Raw genomic sequence first — 15,292 nt, forward strand, 5'->3', positions numbered from 1 at the left:
GATGTAAGGAACTGTAAGAGGAGTTTTTGTGGGTGTTTTTTGTTAAGAAATAAGAGAACCTCAGCTTATTATATAAGCTGAGGTTCTCTTATTTTTTATGATTAAATATTTAGAAGTAGTGAATATGTAAAAATGCATAATTGACAAAAAAATTACATGTTATCATTATATATTGTTTTATATATGTTACTTGTATAAAATTACACAAGTATCTACATTACATAAAGGAGGATTATTATGCAAAAAATATTTAACTGGGTTAAATGTATGAGTGTTAAGAAAAAATTAATCATTTCATTTTTTCTTATTTTAACTATACCAGGACTTATTATCGGTGGTGTTTCATATCAAACTGCCAAAACAAATTTTGAACAACAAATTACAGGTAAAGCAAAGGAGAATATTTCAGTTTTAAATACTGTTATTTCTCAAAATATAGAAGAGAAATTTGTTGATGCGGCGTACTTTGCAGACATTTTAACAGAGGATACATATCCAAACGGACAAGAAGAAATAGTAAGAACGAAGTTAACGCAATATATAAAACTTCATCCAGAAGTAGAAGGTATTTATATTGGAACACAGGCAGGAAAGTTTATAAGAGAACCATTTATCCAAATGGCTGATGGGTATAATCCAACAGATAGATCTTGGTATAAAGAAGCACATGAAAATAAAGGGAAAGTAATTGTTACTGCACCATATCAATCAGCATCTACTAAAAATATGGTAGTGACAATTGCTAAAGAAGTAAAAGATGGTAAAGGTGTTATAGGAATTAACTTAAATTTAGATAACATCTTAAAAATTTCCAAAATGATTAACATTGGTGAAAAAGGTTATGCAGTTATTCTAGATCAAAATAAGCAAATTGTTAGTCATCCATCTAGAAAACCAGGTGCAAAAGTTACTGATCCGTGGATTAAACCAATTTATGAAGAAAAACAAGGAAATGTGTCTTATACAGAACAAGGTGATAAAAAGAATTTAATCTTTGCAACAAATGAGAAAACAGGATGGAAAGTAGTCGGGGTTATGTTCGACGAAGAAATTACCCAAGCTGCGAATCCAGTGTTTTATAAGACTTTGATTGTCATTGCTATAGCTATTGTATTTGGTAGTGTATTAATTTATTTCATTACAAAGTCTATTACAAGACCATTAAGAAAAATAGCTGACTCGGCACATAAAATTAGTAAGGGAGATTTGACAGAGAAAATTACAATCCATTCCAAGGATGATATAGGGAAATTAGGGAATTCATTTAATGAAATGTCTGCCTCTTTACAAGATGTGATTACTCAAATTAGTTTTTCAGCAGAACATGTCGCTGCATCGGCTGAAGAGTTAACAGCGAGCGTACAGCAAGCAAATGATGCGACAGATCAAATTACAATTGCAATGGAACAAGTATCAGGTGGGGCTGAATCACAAAGTCAAGGTGTTGAAGAAGGTGCGGCTACATTACAACAAGTAAATACAGCAATTCAAGATGTAACTGGAAGCGCGGAATCAATTTCTATCTCCTCATTACATGCGAGAGAAAGAGCTGAAGAAGGGGAAGAATTGGTTGAACAAACAGCAAAACAAATGCAGTCTATTTCTAAATCGGTATCCGAGTCAGATGCTATTATTAAACTTCTTGATGAGAAATCAAAGCAGGTAGGAGCTATTTCTGAAGCGATTCAAAACATCGCTACTCAAACGAACTTATTAGCTTTAAATGCGGCTATTGAAGCGGCAAGAGCAGGTGAACAGGGCCGAGGGTTTGCTATTGTAGCTGATGAGGTTAGAAAATTAGCGGAGCAATCAGGAGAATCATCTGGAGAGATTGCAAATTTAATTGCAGAAATTAAGGCGGATATTGAACATACTGTTAAGGCGATGGATAATGTGAATGGAGAAGTTCAACAAGGCCTTGATGTTGTAACAAAAACGAAAGCAAGTTTTACGGAAATTTTAAGTTCTACTACACATATTGTTTCTCAAGTTAATCAAATGGTAGAAACAACGAAGAGAATTGCTGGAGATGCAAATGAAGTGACAAATGCTATTGATGAAATTGCAGCGGCTGCAGAAGAAAATACAGCTAGTATGCAAAGTGTTGCTGCTTCAACAGAAGAACAAGTGAATTCGATGGAAGAAATTAGTTCAGCTTCGCAAAACTTAGCTGGGATGGCCGAAGAACTACAAGCGATGACTAGTAAATTTAAAGTATAATAACAGCAGATAAGTAAGGTGATATTATTTTCACCTTACTTATTTTTCTATTCAGCAATTAGGGGAGTCATTAACGGGATGAAAAAAAGAAAAAGACTATGGAATTTATGGAAAACGATTACATTGTTAGTTTGTACAGTTGTAATTTTTTCTTTACTTGTGACAGATATATTAATTAGTCATAATGTAGAACGGACGACGGAGGATAGCCAAGCAGAGAAAGCAAAAACAATTGCACACATTGTGGCGAATGATTCAATTGTAATCGATGGTTTGATTGGGAAGGCAGATACTTCTGCAATCCAAACGTATACAAATAGAATATTAAAAAACACAGGTGTTCAATTCATTGTAGTTATGGACATGAATGGAATAAGAAAATCACATCCAAATCCTCAAAAAATAGGCTATCATTTTATTGGGGGAGATGAAGGGCCTGCATTGAAAGGAAAGGAACATGTATCGCTGGCAGAAGGAACTTTAGGTATTTCAATGCGAGTGTTTGTACCTGTATTTTCTGAAACAGGTGAACAACTTGGAGCGGTGGCCGTTGGTATTTCAGCAGATAATGTAAAAGAGAGAGTTAAGGAAAGTAGACATATCATTTACATTGGTGTCGGAGTTGGAGTACTAGTCGGAATTATAGGAGCAATATTACTAGCTAGACATATAAAGAAAAGTTTATTCGGTCTTGAACCTCACAGGATAGCGAAAATTCTTGAAGAAAGAAATACGATGCTACAATCTGTAAAGGAAGGTATTATTGCTGTAGATAAAGAAGCCAATGTAACTTTAATAAATAATGAGGCAAAACGATTGTTTAAGAAAAGTGGACTTGAAGAAGATTTTATCGGTAAAGATGTTGAGTTGTATATGCCTAATTCACGTATAAAAGAAGTATTACAAACGGGAGAGGTACAATTAAACGAAGAACAAAATATTTATGGAATTACGATTGTGACGAATCGTGTTCCTTTATATGTAAAAGGAGAAATAGTTGGTGCAATTGCAACATTTCGTGATAAAACAGAGGTTAGAAAATTAGCAGAAGAATTAACTGGTATTAGACTATATGCGGAAGCATTACGGGCACAATCGCATGAATTTATGAATAAAATGCATGTCGTATTAGGACTTACACACATGAAGCAGTATGAAGAATTACAGAAGTATATAAGCGGTATGGTATCAGAGCATCAATATGAAATTGGTGGGGTTATGGAGAGAATAAAAAGTCCAGTATTTGCTGGTTTTTTACTTGGGAAACTTAGCTATGCTAGAGAGAAAAATATAAAATTAATCATAAGTGAAGATTCTTACATGCCGGAAATAGATGATGAAAGTATTATTCATGAACTAATTACGATTGTCGGAAATTTAATTGATAATGCATTAGAGGCAGTGATGAATTGTGAAAAGAAGCAAGTTGAACTTGAGATACAATATGGGGATACATTAATCATTACAGTACAAGATACGGGGAAAGGTATACCAGAAGAAGAAATAGGGGCATTATTTACGAAAGGTTATTCCACAAAGGGAGATAACCGTGGTTATGGTTTGTATCTTGTAAAAGAAAGTATACAGCGAATAAATGGGGGAATTCATATGCATTCATTAGTAGGAAAGGGAACAACGATAACAATTGAAATACCTAAAGGTAGGGATGAGAGGCAAATATGATTAAAGTTTTAATTGTAGAAGATGACCCGATGGTAGCAATGTTAAATACGCATTATTTAGAGCAAGTAGGAGGGTTTGAACTTGTTCAAGCAGTTAACTCCGTTAAAGAAGCGATAGAAGTATTAGAGGAATTACGAGTAGATTTAGTATTACTTGATATTTTTATGCCTGAAGAAACTGGATTTGAGCTTTTAATGTATATTCGGAACCAAGAAAAAGAAATCGATATTATGATGATTTCAGCTGTACATGATATGGGGAGTATTAAAAAAGCATTACAATATGGTGTAGTAGATTATTTAATTAAACCATTTACATTTGAACGATTTAAAAAGGCGTTAACTATATATCGAGAAAAGCTTACTTTCATGAAAGAACAACAAAAAATTAGTCAATCGGAATTAGATTCGTTAATTTTGCAAAAAGAAAAAAGAGAGCCTACTGTCACTAAAGAGCTTCCGAAAGGATTAACGAAGCAAACGATGCAATTAATTTGGCAAAAGATCGAGTCGCTGAATGGACGAGCGTTTACAACAGATGAAATGGCGCAATTAGTTGGAGTTTCAAGAGTTTCTATTCGAAAGTATGTAATGTTTTTGACTGAAATTGGAGTATTAGAAAACGAAATGGTGTATCAACATGTAGGAAGACCAGTGAGTAAATTAAGATGTATTGACCAAAATAAAATAGAGTTTTACGTATAAGCGACTTATTATAAGTCGCTTATACTTTTTTTAATTACAAAATCAATTACAAAACTTACAAAAACTATTTTTACTATTGAAAGCGTTTTAATATTGTTATTAAGAAAACAAGGAGGTGCCATATGGGAATTCAAAAGAATGTGGAAGCGGTATCATTTTCTGGAGGAAATGAAGTACAAAGAGAATCTTTCGCTTCTAAAATTATGAATGTAAAAATCGGTGTTATACCTTTACCGTTATATGTAGTATTGGCTGCTATTATTTATGGGGCATCTGTATATAATAAATTGCCAGCAGATATGATTGGTGGATTTGCAGTTATTATGATCATGGGTATTTTCTTAGGCGACATTGGAATGAGAATTCCAATTTTAAAAAATATCGGCGGCCCGGCAATACTTTCATTATTTATTCCATCATTACTTGTATTTTTTAACTGGATGAATCCAGCTTCAATGGAAGCTGCGACTATGTTAATGAAAAAATCGAACTTTTTATATTTATATATTTCTTGTTTAGTAGTCGGAAGTATTTTAGGAATGAATCGTAAAGTATTAGTACAAGGTTTCGTTCGTATGTTTATACCTTTAGTAGTAGGGACGTTAGCTTCTGTAGCGGTAGGATTATTGGTCGGTTCACTATTTGGATTTGAAATGAAGCAAACATTCTTCTTTATCATCGTACCAATTGTGAGTGGTGGTATTGGGGAAGGGATTTTACCATTGTCGCTAGCTTATAGTGATATTTTAAATGAATCATCAGCAACGTTTGTATCACAACTTATTCCAGCGGCTATTATTGGAAATATGTTCGCAATCGTGAGTGCAGGGTATATGAAGCGTTTAGGTGAGAAGAAACCGGAGCTTAGTGGTAACGGTGTATTAGTGAAAACAGACAATCAAGCAGAGTTATTAAAAGAACAAAATACAGAGAAGCCAATTGACTTCTCATTAATGGGAGCAGGTTTATTAATTGCGTGTACGTTCTTCATCTTCGGAGGATTTGCTTCTAAGTTCATCGGTATTCCTGGGGCAATCATTATGATTTTCTCAGCAGCACTTGTGAAATACTTTAAATTAATGCCAGCAAAAATGGAGCAAGGAGCATTCCATTTATATAAATTCATTTCGAAGAATTTAACTTGGCCGTTAATGGTTGGACTAGGATTGCTATATATTCCGTTAAAAGACGTAGCAGCAGTTCTTTCAGTAGGATATGTTGTTGTGTGCGCATCAGTTGTTCTTACAATGGTAGCATCAGGTTTTCTTGTAGGGAAAGTGATGAAAATGTATCCAGTTGAATCAGCAATTGTAACGGGATGTCATAGTGGTTTAGGTGGAACTGGAGATGTTGCTATTTTATCAGCTTCAAATCGTATGGAATTAATGCCGTTTGCGCAAATTTCAACACGTTTAGGCGGGGCAGCAATGGTTGTAACAGCGACAATTTTATTGAAAATGTTTTCATGATCAAACAAGCTAGCTATATTCATATAGCTAGCTTGTCAATTTAAGGGGAGATTATAAGTATGTTAGATAATCAAATTAATGAAAGATCATTGTTACTGCATAAAGAATTAGTAGGGAAAATTGAAATTACAAGTAAAGTAGAAGTAAATTCAGCGGATGATTTAAGCCTGACATATACACCAGGTGTAGCGGAGTCTTGCAAAGCAATTGCGGCGGATGAAGAAACAGTGTATGACTATACGGCACGCGGTAATATGGTGGCAGTTATCTCAGATGGAACAGCGGTACTTGGTTTAGGGAATATTGGACCGAAAGCAGCTATGCCTGTTATGGAAGGGAAGAGTATTTTATTTAAGAAATTTGCGAATGTAGATGCTTTCCCGTTATGTTTAGGTACGACTGATGTGGATGAAATCGTTACTCTTGTGAAAAATTTAGAGCCTACGTTTGCAGGAATTAACTTAGAAGATATTGCGGCACCACGTTGTTTTGAAATTGAAAAGCGATTAAAAGCAGAAACAAATATTCCTGTATTCCATGATGATCAACATGGGACCGCTATTGTCGTCTTAGCAGCTGTTATTAATGCATTAAAAGTTGTTAGCAAACAAATGGATAATGTGAAAATTGTTATTAACGGTGCGGGTTCGGCAGGAATTGCAATTGGAAAATTATTATTAAAAGCTGGTGCAAAGCGCATTACGTTAGTTAGCTTAGAAGGTATTGTTTGTGAAGGTGAATCATGGATGAACGAAGCACAAATTGAAGTTTCCAAAAAGACAAATCGAGAATATGTGCGTGGAACGTTAAAAGAAGCGATTCATCAAGCTGATATTTTTATTGGCGTATCTGCTCCTAACGTATTAACGAAAGAACTTGTACAAACGATGAATGAGAAAGCAATTGTGTTTGCTATGGCGAATCCAATTCCAGAAATCTTCCCAGAGGATGCATTAGAGGCTGGGGCAGCTGTAGTAGGAACCGGACGCTCGGATTATGCGAATCAAGTAAATAATGTATTGGCGTTCCCAGGGATATTCCGTGGTGCGTTAGATGTGCGCGCGACTGATATTACAGAAGAGATGAAATTAGCGGCAGCATATGGGATCGCTAACATCATTACGGACGAAGAACGTAATGCGAATTATGTAATCCCGAATCCGTTAGATAAAAGAGTTGTTCCAAGTGTTGCGGAAGCTGTAGCGAAAGCGGCCATTGATTCAGGTGTGGCGCAAATTATGAAAATACCAAGTTATTAATAGCTAAAAGCAGTGCCTAAAAAGGCACTGCTTTTTTGAGATAAGAAATCAAAATAATGAAGAAGTGTAAAATTATTTATTTGTGTGTCTTCACTATTTATTTAATTCCATTGCAACTTGTTTACCATTTACTAAAACCTCAGTTACTGCTACGATTACTTCTATCATTTTTTTCATCTCTCATCTCTCCTCGTGTCATTTCTTACTTTAAGTATAAGAGAAGAGAGATACTTCAACTATCGAAGTACATGACGTAGAAATTACATTGTTGTAAGAAAGTGTTTTAGTTTTGTCACTTTACTCAGCGGTAATTAAAAACTGATCATAATATTTTTCATTCACATATATATTTAATATCCATAATCCAGATGAAGGTAGTGACATAGTGAGAGGGAGTTCGTTTGTAGTAGAATCAATTGTATTTGAAGTAGTCCAAGTTGGTTTGGAAGTTTCTTGTTGAAAGAGTACGGGTGTTGGAGTTATTGATCCTTGTTTTAGTGCAATAATAGATAGTTTTCCAGTTGGCATTTCAGGATCTAAAAAGTACCACATTATTTCATTTTTTTCATTTGCGATAATAGGACTATCAGCCATTGCGATTTTTTCTTCGATGCCTTTTAAAGGTATTTTTTCTTGTATGAAGGAAGGTGTTTCTTCCCAATTTACATCTTTTAAAACGCTAAGATGAAAGAAGGAAGGTGCATTAACTTGAGTGGATGACGTTGCGATGGCTTCTTTTTTAGGTGCTTCTGAATCAGGTTGCGCTTGTGTGCATCCAGCGATGAGAAAAGAGAAAAGTAGCATAGTTCCGATTTTTTTCATGGTGTCACACTCCTAAATTTTATTGTTAGTGTAATTGTATTTGCTAGAAAGCGGGACAATTCCTTTAAAGTATAAAAAGAGGTCGTAAGTTTTGTACGACCTCTTTTGACATTTTCTATATTTGTTCAGTTGAAAAGGTAGGTTCATTCTCTTTTTGTGGCATCGTTAAGAAAATAACAGAAAGAACGATACATACGCCGCCTAATAATTGATATGCTCCAAAGGATTCATTTAGCCAAGCGATTGAAACGATGGCAGCTACAAGTGGTTCAATGCTAGATAAAATGCTCGTTTCTGTTGCTGCTAAATATTTCAGACTACCGATATAAAGGAGGAAAGAAAGAGTGCCACTTATGATGATAAGAATAAGCATAGAAAAAGTTCTTGATGTAAAAGTTTGTGAAAGCTGATTCCATTCAAACGAGCGATTACAAATAAGCAGGGTAATACCGCCAATTAACATTCCCCAGCCAATTACTACAGTTGTTCCGCATTCTTTAATAAGAGAGGCTGGATGAAGGGTATAAAATGCAAATCCAATTGCAGTTAATAGACCAAAAATAATGGCTTCTTTTGATAAAACAATATTTTCAATTGAACCATTTGTAATAATAAAGTATGTCCCCGTTAGTGCTGTTATAATTGCGAGCAGTTGCATAGACGCTGGGAATTTCCTTTGTCCAAATGCGACATAAATGGTAATAAGAACAGGACCTAGAAATTGAAATAATGTTGCTGTGACTGCGTTACTAATATGAACCGTTTCAATAAAGGCGTATTGCGCACCGAGCATGCCGAGAATAGAGAAAATAATAAGTTGTATAGAATGTCTAGGATGTTTCCAAATTTGAAATATGTTTTGTTTCTTTATAAGTAAGAAAGATAAAATAAATATTCCCGCAAGCAACAAGCGAATTGTTAAAAAATCAATTGATGATACGTTAGTATGTTGAAATAGCCACTGAATCATCGGGCCAGATAATCCCCATAAGGTAGCTCCTGTAATAATCATAATGAGTCCAATCTGTCTATTGTTGTTCATGATCATGCATCCCCTCTCGAGTATTTGATTTTTTATGTGTGACATGATACAAGGAATTATATATAACTTCTGGTACTGTAAAAAGTATCAGATTTCAGTTTTATTAAGGGGTCAGATATTATGTTAGAATTAACGCCTAATTTAAATATGAATAGTAAAAAGGCATTGTACGTGCAATTGTATGAGTATATAAAAAAAGAAATTAAAGATGGAACGATTCCGGCTTTTACAAAATTACCTGCTAAAAGAAAGCTGGCGAGTTATTTACAAGTGAGTAAGAATACAGTAGAAGCGGCTTACGAGCAATTACTTGCAGAAGGTTATATTGAATCGGCATCGAGAAAAGGTTATTTTGTATGTGAAATTGAACAAATGATTTATGTAGAAGGAAGTGAAGCGAAAGTAGAAGAAGTACCGTTTCGGGAGGAGAACTATACATTTGATTTCACCCAAACAGGGGTTGATACGAATACGTTTCCGTTCACTACGTACCGCAAGCTTATAAATGATGTATGGCAACCACATAATAATGAGTTGCTTTTTCTTGGACACCCTCAAGGGGAATTGAGCCTGAGGGAGGAAATTGCGAACTATTTGTATGAATCTAGAGGTGTACGTTGCTCAGCTAGTCAAATTGTATTAGGGGCGGGAACACAAATATTAGTGAAGTTACTTTTTCAATTGTTGAAGGGAAGTAATTATGCTGTTGAAAATCCAGGTTATCATAGGAAAATGGTCGTTTTTGAACAGGGAGAGAAGAAGGTTCAAATGTTGTCTTTAGATAGAGACGGAATTTGTATGGCAGATTTAGAAAATAGCGATGCGAATGTTGTATTTGTAACTCCATCTCATCAATTCCCATATGGAATGATTATGCCTATTACGAGAAGGACGCAGCTTTTACAATGGGCGAAGAAAGAGGAAGGCAGGTATATTATTGAAGATGATTACGATAGTGAATTTCGTTATTCAGGAAAGCCAATTCCGGCACTACAAGGTTTAGATACAGATGGGAAAGTTATTTATATGGGGACGCTCTCAAAAGCTTTGTTGCCCTCATTACGGATGAGCTATATAGTATTACCGAAGAATGTAATTGAAAAATATCAAAAGGAGTATTTGTTTTATACACAAAGTGTTTCAAGAATGGACCAAGAAGTGATTAGAAAGTTTTTAAATGAAGGCTATTGGGAAAAACATATTCATAAAATGCGCGTCGTCTACCGAAAAAAGAGGGATCGACTTGTTTTTGAAATAGAGAAGTATTTCTCTAATCGTGTTGAAGTGATAGGAGAAGATTCTGGATTACACATTTTATTAAAAGTGCATAATGGAATGCGAGAAGAAGAACTCATTCAAGAAGCTGCAAAATATAGTATTAAAATATATCCTGTTTCTACGTACTATAAAGACGGTACTGCGCCTGAAAATGTAGTTTTACTTGGGTTTGCAATTTTATCAGAAGACGAAATTGCGAAAGCGGTTCAATTATTACATAAGGCATGGTATACAAGAAAGTAAAAAACATCCTCCAGGCATGAGGATGTTTTTTATTATTTATTTTCATCTAAGAATAAGACCATATGCTCTTCGTCCCAATACTGTCCGTTATATTTCAGTGAACGTTCTTGTACACCGAATGTTTTAAAACCTAATGATTCATAAAGTTTCTTCGCACCATCGTTGCCAACAACAACATCAAGCATAACTTGTTCTACTTCTAAAGATTTAGCAAGTTCAAGACATTCTTTAATAAGTGCTTTTCCTGCTCCAAGTCCGCGTGCTTTTGGAGACACATATACAGAACCAATTTTAGCTTTATGTTCTTGTTTTACATATGGTTTCGTTTCCAGCGTTGCAACTCCGATTAATTGTCCATCTTTAAATGCACCTAGCGTATAGTTTTCATCTTGTGCTAATTTTTGTGCTTTATATTCAATCGCACACTCTTTATTAATAATATCTTCATAAGAAGAGCTGAAAGCTTCAGGGTTTTGCTTTAATCCTTCTACACGAAGTTCTAAGTAAATTTCTGCTTCATCTTTTGTTAATACATGGATATCCAATTATATCACCCTCCAAATCTTTGCAAATGTACCTTTACCCCGCTATTTGCGGGCAGTAAGAATCCAACTTTAAAATCCGGCGAATGCGCGGAATTTAGGTGGGAGATAACTGCCCGTAAATGCCCGATTGGTTAAAGTTTTACTTTATTTTATATTGAAATAAGAATAATTTCAAAAGGTTAGCTTATATGAGCTGATTTTATGAACAAAATAACACCAGTAGTGTTTACTACTACTGGTGTTTTCACACGCATCTTATTCAAAAGGTAGCTCGATTCTAAAGTTTGTTCCTACTCCTAATTGGCTTGTTACTAGAATGGAACCGTTATGCAATTCTACAATTTCTTTTGCAACAGCTAGCCCGATACCTTTTCCTCCAGTAGCTCTCGTTCTCGATTTATCAACACGATAAAAACGATCAAAAATATGCGGGATATCTTCTTCAGGAATACCTTCTCCTTCATCGGCTACACTTATTGTAAAAGAATCTGTTTCTGTGAGTACGCGTATCGTAATAGTAGTGTTTTCTGGCGAATGTTGATAAGCGTTGTGTAATAAATTTAACATAACTTGTTCCATACGTCTTTCGTCTATGCAAACTTCTAAATCATCTTTGCAATATACATGGAGTTGCATTTGTTTATTTGTTAATGTTGTTTTTGTTTTTTCAACCATTCGTTCTAAAAATGGTTGAAGAATCACTTTTTGTTTTTTTATAACAAACTGGTGTTGTTCTAATTGCACCAGCATAAATAAATCTTGGACGAGATCGGTTACACTATCTGTTTCATCCTCAATGATTTGTAAGTATTCTTCACGCTCTTCTTTCGTTAAAGAGTCTCTCTTTGCTACCTTCGCATAACCTTTCATATAGGTTAATGGAGTTAATAGTTCATGGGCAACACTAGCGAGAAATTCATTGCGTTCTTTTTTCATATAAGTCAGTTCACTAGATAAATCTTCAATCGTTTTTGCTAAACTTCCAAGTTCATCATTCCGTTTAATACCTAATTGAATTGGCTTATTTAACTTTGACATTTTTTCTGTTGCCTTCTTCATTTTTATAAGCGGTTCTGTAATAACACGAGAAAAAACAAAGACAGAAATAGTCGTTAAAATAATTGTTAAAACACTAATGATAAGAAATTGGTTCATGAGTTTAAGTAACATATTTTCTAAGAAAGATGTTTTTAATAACATATACAACTTACCTTGAAATCCTTGAAGTTCCAGCGGGCTTACCGTAGTGATGAATTTTGATTTTTTCCAGTTCTTTTCGACGATTAATCCGCCTTTTGGAATAGGTTCTGTTTTACAAGTAAGTTGTTTCTGCATTGCCTTTGTTACGGGTTCTGAAGTGGAAATGACTTTGCCATTATTGTCTGTTATTATGATGGCTATATCAGAGTTAGCAATTAATTCTGATTCTACTAAGTGTTCAGCTTCATTCGCGATATCGAACTCTGGATACATAGGACGGTTAGGCTTTTTATTGTATTCAGCGCGTTCGAGGTATTTCTTTTCTTTAGCAATGGCACTCCACTTTGTGCGGTTTGTAATTTTGTTACTATAGCGATTGCCTTTTTCTAAAAGAGCAAGTGTTTCTTCCTCAATGCGCATTGTTGAAATGCTTTTGTAAAAAGATACAAAAGCAATTGTTTCAATACATAAAGCTAATATTAAAAAGTATGTCCCAATTTTAAGTGAAAGTTTACTCATTTCCTCACCATACCTTATTTCATATAAAGGGTCAGTGGTATACTATTGTCCACTGACCGAAGTAATTATTCACTTTTCCATTTATATCCGACTTTATAAACAGTTTCTAAGTAATTTTCAACTGGAAATCCTTTTTTACGTAATTTATCGCGGATATTGCGAATATGTGAATCGATTGTTCTATATTCAATGTCTGTTTCATAACCCCAAATTTTTTCAATCAAATCATCTCGGCTATAAGCACGGTTTGTATTTAGTAAAAATAGTCCAAGTAACGAAAACTCGATAGGAGTTAGTGAGATTTTTTCATCATATACTGTGACAGTATGTTTCGTTTTATCCCACTCAATACCATTGAAGCTAACGAAGCCGTCTTTCTTTGTACGGCGTAATATAGCCTCGATTCTTGCGACTAATACATGCTCATCAAATGGTTTTGTAATATAGTCGTCCGCGCCCATAGTGAGACCTTTCACCATATCGTAGTTTTGATTACGAGCTGTTAGCATGATGATCGGAACGTTGGAAATTTGACGGATTTGATAGCAAGTATCCCATCCATCCATATTCGGCATCATAACATCTAACAAAATAATATCGAAGTCTTTTTGTTCTATTAACTTTAGTGCTTCAAGGCCAGAGGTAGCTTTCATACAAAAATAGCCACGAGGACTTAAGAACAGATCTAATAATCGTAACATGCGTTCTTCATCGTCTACTAATAAAATTTTTACCATAATATTGTGCACCCCAAACTGTTCATTCTACTTGTATAGTTTACATGAAAATAATAAAAAACTCTTTTTATGTGATTGGGTGGAAGAGTTATTTTTCGCTCAGAGTAATTGACATAAAAAATGCACTAGTTTTGCACAACTATTTTTTATAATAGAAAACGTAGCGACACAAAATACCCTATGTTGCGACATAACGTCATGTCATTTTATTTATAAAATGACAATTCCATTCTATTGTGTATGTGAGATAGAGAGGGTTTTCGTATTCACCTCGCATCGGATAAGAAAAATTTCCTATCTCACACTTTTTTTAAAAGGAGATCATACACATGAATCCAAAAGAAGAAATTTCAAAAAAAGAAAAGCAAGATCGTAATACGGTTGTCATGTGCATTGCCGTATCTATGGTTATTATTATAAGTTGTGTAAATAAAATTTTGGGGATTTTATAATATAGAAAAAGCTTATTGCTTCTTAAGAAGCAATAAGCTTTTTTTCGTTATTAGGGGAATAGTTTTATATAATAAACCAAGGTAAAATTGCTAACCCAGAAGTTACAATTGCTGTAGTAAATATTAAAAGCATAGCTCGTTTGTTTTGTTTCATGTCACATTCTCCTTTATATATCAATTGAATGCTATACGTTCATTTCATGATTGGTACCTCACTAATGAAAGTGTCACTTTACCTCGCATTAATGGGCAGTAAGAATTCCATCTAAAGATTTAGTGGATGCGAAGAAGTTAGATGGAAGATCAACTGCCCATAAAAGCCCGATTGGTGAGTGCTAATACTCAGTGGAGGTAAAGATGTCCACTGAGTAAAGTTTCACTTTATACTTTTAGTATAATGAATGGAAAGGTTTGGTACGATCGATAAAGGTGACATGAAGATTACATTGTTGTAATGAAAAAAGCACCTTCCTTAATAAGAAGATGCTTTAAAAAAACTATATTGAAGTATTAATCATTTAAGAACAGAACCATATGTTCCTCGTCCCAATATTGCCCGTTATGTTTTAATGAACGCTCTTGTACGCCGTAAGTTTGGAAGCCTAATGACTCATATAATTTTTTTGCAGCATCGTTACCAACTACAACATCGAGCATAAGTTGTTCTACATGTAGTTTATCGGCATTTTCAATAATTGCTTTAATTAGAGCTCGTCCTGCTCCAAGGCCACGCGCTTTTGGGGAAACAAAAACGGAACCGATTTTTGCTTTATGTTCTTGTTTAATGAAAGGCTTTGTTTCTAAAGTAGAAATGCCGATTAAATCGTTATCTTTGAAGACCCCTAGAGTATACTTATCCGGATTGCTTAATCGTTTTGCCATAGCAGCTACAGGATCCTCATGTTTAAGAACATCTTCATAAGAAGAGCTAAAAGCTTCCGGGTTCTTCGTTAAACCTTCCATACAAACTTTTAAATATATTTCTGCGTCCTCTGTCGTTAATAAGCGAATTTCCATAGTTATAACCTCCTTGGTCAATTTCAAATCAAATAAATCCATTACTTCAATAAGATTGTGTATGCGTTTTGTTAACAGTCTCTTTTAATTTGTAAAAGAATG

Annotated in this window: 13 protein-coding genes and 1 pseudogene; 8 read left to right on the plus strand and 6 right to left on the minus strand. The window is 34.5% G+C overall.

Features of this window, described 5'->3' with window-relative positions; all coding sequences use genetic code 11:
* Positions 1 to 267 precede the first annotated feature (267 nt).
* The 6 genes and pseudogenes from ACSG5Z_RS26675 to ACSG5Z_RS26700 all read left to right on the plus strand — a co-directional run.
* Positions 268 to 1,281, plus strand: a pseudogene (locus ACSG5Z_RS26675) (HAMP domain-containing protein); the annotation flags it as partial.
* 120 nt (positions 1,282 to 1,401) lie between these two features.
* Positions 1,402 to 2,220, plus strand: coding sequence for a methyl-accepting chemotaxis protein (locus ACSG5Z_RS26680; RefSeq protein WP_434087966.1), 819 nt, complete (start codon positions 1,402 to 1,404; stop codon positions 2,218 to 2,220).
* Between the two features lie 78 nt (positions 2,221 to 2,298).
* Positions 2,299 to 3,903, plus strand: coding sequence for a sensor histidine kinase (locus ACSG5Z_RS26685; protein WP_262720044.1), 1,605 nt, complete (start codon positions 2,299 to 2,301; stop codon positions 3,901 to 3,903).
* A complete protein-coding gene (locus tag ACSG5Z_RS26690; protein WP_098090699.1) occupies positions 3,900 to 4,607 on the plus strand; it encodes a response regulator in 708 nt (235 codons plus the stop codon). The genes ACSG5Z_RS26685 and ACSG5Z_RS26690 overlap by 4 nt, the downstream gene beginning before the upstream one ends.
* A gap of 122 nt (positions 4,608 to 4,729) precedes the next feature.
* The gene (locus ACSG5Z_RS26695) at positions 4,730 to 6,076 is read left to right on the plus strand and encodes a 2-hydroxycarboxylate transporter family protein (RefSeq protein ID WP_000512729.1); all 1,347 of its coding nucleotides are present in this window, start codon (positions 4,730 to 4,732) and stop codon (positions 6,074 to 6,076) included.
* A gap of 59 nt (positions 6,077 to 6,135) precedes the next feature.
* Positions 6,136 to 7,335 carry an NAD(P)-dependent malic enzyme gene (locus ACSG5Z_RS26700; protein WP_088608950.1) on the plus strand — a complete coding sequence of 400 codons (1,200 nt, stop codon included), beginning with the start codon at positions 6,136 to 6,138 and terminating at the stop codon, positions 7,333 to 7,335.
* A gap of 297 nt (positions 7,336 to 7,632) precedes the next feature.
* Here the strand turns inward: ACSG5Z_RS26700 and ACSG5Z_RS26705 are convergent, their stop codons facing one another.
* The gene (locus tag ACSG5Z_RS26705) at positions 7,633 to 8,157 is read right to left on the minus strand and encodes a DUF4871 domain-containing protein (protein WP_087983429.1); all 525 of its coding nucleotides are present in this window, start codon (positions 8,155 to 8,157) and stop codon (positions 7,633 to 7,635) included.
* Between the two features lie 115 nt (positions 8,158 to 8,272).
* Positions 8,273 to 9,199: a DMT family transporter gene (locus tag ACSG5Z_RS26710; protein ID WP_087983427.1), complete on the minus strand. Its 927-nt coding sequence runs from the start codon at positions 9,197 to 9,199 to the stop codon at positions 8,273 to 8,275.
* A 120-nt stretch (positions 9,200 to 9,319) separates the two neighbouring features.
* Here ACSG5Z_RS26710 and pdxR point away from each other — a divergent pair, with 120 nt between their 5' ends.
* The gene (gene pdxR, locus ACSG5Z_RS26715; RefSeq protein WP_087983425.1) at positions 9,320 to 10,720 is read left to right on the plus strand and encodes a MocR-like pyridoxine biosynthesis transcription factor PdxR; all 1,401 of its coding nucleotides are present in this window, start codon (positions 9,320 to 9,322) and stop codon (positions 10,718 to 10,720) included.
* 32 nt (positions 10,721 to 10,752) lie between these two features.
* Here pdxR and ACSG5Z_RS26720 read toward each other — a convergent pair whose 3' ends face one another.
* From ACSG5Z_RS26720 to ACSG5Z_RS26730, 3 genes are all read right to left on the minus strand, one after another.
* On the minus strand, positions 10,753 to 11,265 hold the full coding sequence (locus ACSG5Z_RS26720; RefSeq protein WP_000351216.1) for a GNAT family N-acetyltransferase: 513 nt from the start codon (positions 11,263 to 11,265) through the stop codon (positions 10,753 to 10,755).
* A gap of 255 nt (positions 11,266 to 11,520) precedes the next feature.
* Positions 11,521 to 12,984: a HAMP domain-containing sensor histidine kinase gene (locus ACSG5Z_RS26725; RefSeq protein WP_137012425.1), complete on the minus strand. Its 1,464-nt coding sequence runs from the start codon at positions 12,982 to 12,984 to the stop codon at positions 11,521 to 11,523.
* Between the two features lie 65 nt (positions 12,985 to 13,049).
* Positions 13,050 to 13,721, minus strand: a complete 672-nt coding sequence (locus tag ACSG5Z_RS26730; RefSeq protein WP_063261618.1) for a response regulator transcription factor — start codon at positions 13,719 to 13,721, stop codon at positions 13,050 to 13,052.
* A gap of 329 nt (positions 13,722 to 14,050) precedes the next feature.
* Between ACSG5Z_RS26730 and ACSG5Z_RS26735 the strand changes: the two genes are divergently transcribed.
* A complete protein-coding gene (locus ACSG5Z_RS26735) occupies positions 14,051 to 14,173 on the plus strand; it encodes a hypothetical protein (protein WP_001068388.1) in 123 nt (40 codons plus the stop codon).
* Between the two features lie 510 nt (positions 14,174 to 14,683).
* Here ACSG5Z_RS26735 and ACSG5Z_RS26740 read toward each other — a convergent pair.
* Complete coding sequence (locus ACSG5Z_RS26740; RefSeq protein ID WP_000405878.1) at positions 14,684 to 15,190, minus strand: GNAT family N-acetyltransferase; 507 nt, start codon at positions 15,188 to 15,190, stop codon at positions 14,684 to 14,686.
* Positions 15,191 to 15,292 lie beyond the last annotated feature (102 nt).

The organism is Bacillus pretiosus (assembly GCF_051294775.1).
In the GTDB taxonomy this organism is placed as follows: domain Bacteria; phylum Bacillota; class Bacilli; order Bacillales; family Bacillaceae_G; genus Bacillus_A; species Bacillus_A wiedmannii.